Origin of the sequence: Microcystis sp. LE19-195.1E (assembly GCF_027532095.1) — a bacterium.
Taxonomy (GTDB): Bacteria; Cyanobacteriota; Cyanobacteriia; order Cyanobacteriales; family Microcystaceae; genus Microcystis; species Microcystis aeruginosa.
Map to the genome: position 1 here is coordinate 1 of NZ_JAPZSZ010000114.1, position 3,752 is coordinate 3,752.

Consider the following 3,752-nt stretch of genomic DNA (forward strand, 5'->3'; position numbering starts at 1 on the left):
AAAGGTATTCCACTCATTACTTTGATAGCCGGTATAAACGTATTGGTCGGAACCGTTACCACCGTTAAGTTTGTCCTCACCACCGCCACCAATAATGACATCATTACCAGTGGTGCCAGTGATATTATCATTCCCCCAATAGCCATGGATTTGGATATTGTCACCGACAAAGTTGGTATTAGAAAAGTCGAGGGTATTGGCACTCCAATCACCGACGATGGTGACTTTTCCTGTTACTCCTGTCCCGTCGATGGTTTCAATGCCACTATTGGTGCTAAAGGAAAGAATCCCCAGGTCCACGTCTCCTGTACCCAAAGCCACAATTTTATCCACCCCAGAGGTGCCGGTATCGGTATAGATGTCGTAGCCTTGGAAACTCGACCAGCCTCCGGCTAGATTACCGGAGACATAATAAGTGTCTGAGTCTTCACCTCCATCTAATTGGTCATTGTCTGCGCCGCCATAGAGTAAGTCATTGCCAACCCCACCCGATAAAGTGTCAGACCCCCAATCTCCATCGAGTAGGTCATCGCCGCCGCCACCATTGAGAATATCGTTTCCCCCGTAACCCATCAGGTGTTCGGCAAGATTCGTACCTGTAATCGTGTCGCTAGAGTTATCACCGTAAATAATGGTTTTCTGAAGATAGAAATAGTTGAGCCAACTGGCAACATCATTCAGGCGAGCATTGGCATCGCCGTCTTCGTTGACGAGACGATTTTCTTCGATGGTAAAGCCAATATGATAGAGTCCATCGGCTACGGTATTGACTAAATTTTTACCGAAGTATTGGGTTGTCGCTCCGTCATTTTGTACCAGGTGGTAGCCTGTTTCCTCATTTCCCTCATCGTCACCGTGGAGGAGGATAAATTCGTCATAGTGATTAGTGCGAACCCACTGATTGAGGGTGCGAATATCATCGCTGGTAATCCAGCCATCAGCAGCGATACCTGTAGCTGTAACGCCATCGACTAATAGATGGTTAAGTCCGTCGGCGGCGGCGGCTCCGGCGTTAATATCCCCCGCATTTGTCCACTTGGCTAAGCCAGTATCGATTTTGATGGTATCGACAATTTTGTCTAATCCTGTGCCAGTGGTGGACTGATCAACGTAAAAATATGTTACCCAATCTGCTACGTCTTTGACTGTGGCATTAGCTGCACCATCTTCGTTGAGAAACCGCCCATTTTGGATCTCAAAACCAATATGATAGATTCCGTCGGCAACGGTATTAACTAGGTTTTTCGCAAAATATGTGGTCTTAGCGCCGTCATTTTGAACTAAATGGAAGCCAGTTTCTGTTGTGCCGTCATCATCCCCATGCAGAACAACAAAAGTGTTATAACGGGTGGCATCAGAGCGAATCCAATTGTTAATTTGTGCAATATCGCTTTCGGAAATTGAACCATCGGCGGCGAGATTGTAGGTGGTAATCGCTGTTTTTAATAAATCATTCAGTCCATTGGCAGCATCAGCACCGCCAGCAATTTCTTGCCAAGGTATATTTTGCGCTAAACCCTGATCAGCAATGACTAATTCCGTAATCTGATCAAGTCCGGTATTAGTTGTTGCCCGATCTGTATAAAATTGGGTTAGCCAATCCGCTACTTGGGTGACAGTGGCATTGGCGTTACCATCTTCATTGACAAAGGTGCCATTTTCGATTAGGAAACCAATGTGATAAATGCCATCAAAAACCGTATCAACTAAATTCTGATTGCGATACTGTTGAGTCGCTCCGTCATTTTGGACTAAATGAAACCCTGTTTCTGTTGTGCCGTCATCATCGCCGTGGAGAGCAGTAAATTCTGCTAAACGGTTAGCGCGAATCCAGGCATTAATCGCGATTACGTCACTGACAGTAAAAATGCCGTTACTAGCAACTCCAGTGGCTTGTTTGGCTTCTAAGATTAACTGATTTAATTCATTAGCCGCCGTCATTCCAACCGTAATATTTGTGCCGAGATTAGCACCAGCGAGTCCTGGATCTCTGCCAATTCTTTCAACCGTTTGATCTAGTCCCGTTCCGGTTGTTCCGGTTGGGGAATTTTGCACCATCGAATAAGATTTGCTTGCCATAATTTTTAACCATAAAAAATAAGGTAGTTAGTGAAATAGCAACAATTGTTAGACAAGTAACGACAAAACCGCACTAAGGCAGGTTTATCCTAAATCCAGTTAGCAAAACCCAGTTATCATCAGGGACCCCTGAAGTGGTCACCACGAACCAGAAGGGTTGTCAACTGCACTGGATCAGGGGGATTTGGTGTTACCCTGACAATTGCGGATCGATATCCTCACTCATACCCGAAGTCGATCCCAACGATTGGACAGTCTCAGATAGTCGATAAGTTCTAACCGATTGTCTTGCCTCTGCTCAGACTATCGAACGAGGTTTTCCGACCTTGATAGTTCTGAGTCGGCGTTTGATAATCTAACCTTTGATGGAATCTTAGATTATTGTAGCACTTTATACAGATATATAGTCCGCGCTGCTTTTTCTCTCTTAGTGTTGCTCAAATAAAAATACCTGATCTTGCGCGTAACTCAATTTAAAACTAGGCGCTCGCTGCAAGCGTCCGATCAGATGGCTGACAACCGACGGCGAACTCGCTCAACCGGGATGGCGCTGGTTAAGCAGGACATAATCAAACTGCTGCAAGTCAATCTCGGTGCTATCTACTTTCGCCAACTGGAGGTTGAGACGGTGGGTCAGGTGAGGAGCAATTTGGGAAGTCGTCAGGACAATTTCCAGGCTATCGACAACTACTATAAAATAACTTTACACCTCTTTTATCACTTTTGGAAAATGCTATCCTTGTAGATGGGACAAAAGAGCTAAAAATCTGGACTGATTCCGAGTTGATAATTTAAGCTCATCTTATTATCGCAAATTTGGGTTAAAAACCCCGTGGTTTTAGAACGGTTTTCTTTGATTATTTTATCATGTTTAATGTCTAATCTTCACAGTGAAACCAATTTTTATCTAATAATTGCTCTAAACTGTAAGGACATTCTGAGGGAAAATCGCCAGAAAACCCAGTTTTTTGTTGAACATAATCGAAAGCATCCTGATAGATTATCGGTAATTCCTCAGCCAAATAATTCTGTAAATTCGTCGTTAAACATTTTCTTAATTGCGTGCGAAAACTGATAATTTCCGCTCGCCAATGATTCCGATTTATTTCGGCTTCTGTTGTCCAATATTGTAAAAGTAATAAATGCCTGATCACTTGTTCAAGTAAGCTACTGACTCGGTTTTTATCTCTTTTACTCAAGCTTTCTAATTCCTCAATTAAATGGATTACATCTAATTCATCTAAGCGATTTTCCTTGAGGATTTTTATTGTTTCCTCTAACCAAAGATGTTGATCAATTTCGTAAAGTAGAGGCAGGGTTTCTCCTCCCTCTACTTGCCAGGAATTCTGATTTAAAGTTTTCATTGGATTGTTTACGGTTTTTAATAGGAGATAAGTACCCTCATATATATACTAGGCCACTTTCTCCTAATTTTGATAGTGACACGGGAAAAATCACCGCCCATCCTTACAGTGCGATGCCGAAGACACTGCGTAGCAGTACGCCGATCTTGTAGGGTGCGTTAACGTAGTGTAACGCACGTCTTTACTGACTCAAGCCAATTTTGTAGGGTGCGTTAACGTAGTGTAACGCACGTCTTTACTGACTCAAGCTATTAAAATATGGCGGATGAATTAAAGATTGGGTTTAATTTATAACTCTACCCAATTCTC

General features: G+C 43.1%; 1 protein-coding gene and 1 pseudogene. Both read right to left on the minus strand.

The features are described 5' to 3' along the window. A pseudogene (locus O9300_RS06960) lies at nt 1–2,079 on the minus strand (hypothetical protein); the annotation flags it as partial. An 878-nt stretch (nt 2,080–2,957) separates the two neighbouring features. Further along, a complete protein-coding gene (locus O9300_RS06965; protein WP_287970868.1) occupies nt 2,958–3,443 on the minus strand; it encodes a DUF29 domain-containing protein in 486 nt (161 codons plus the stop codon). Nucleotides 3,444–3,752 lie beyond the last annotated feature (309 nt).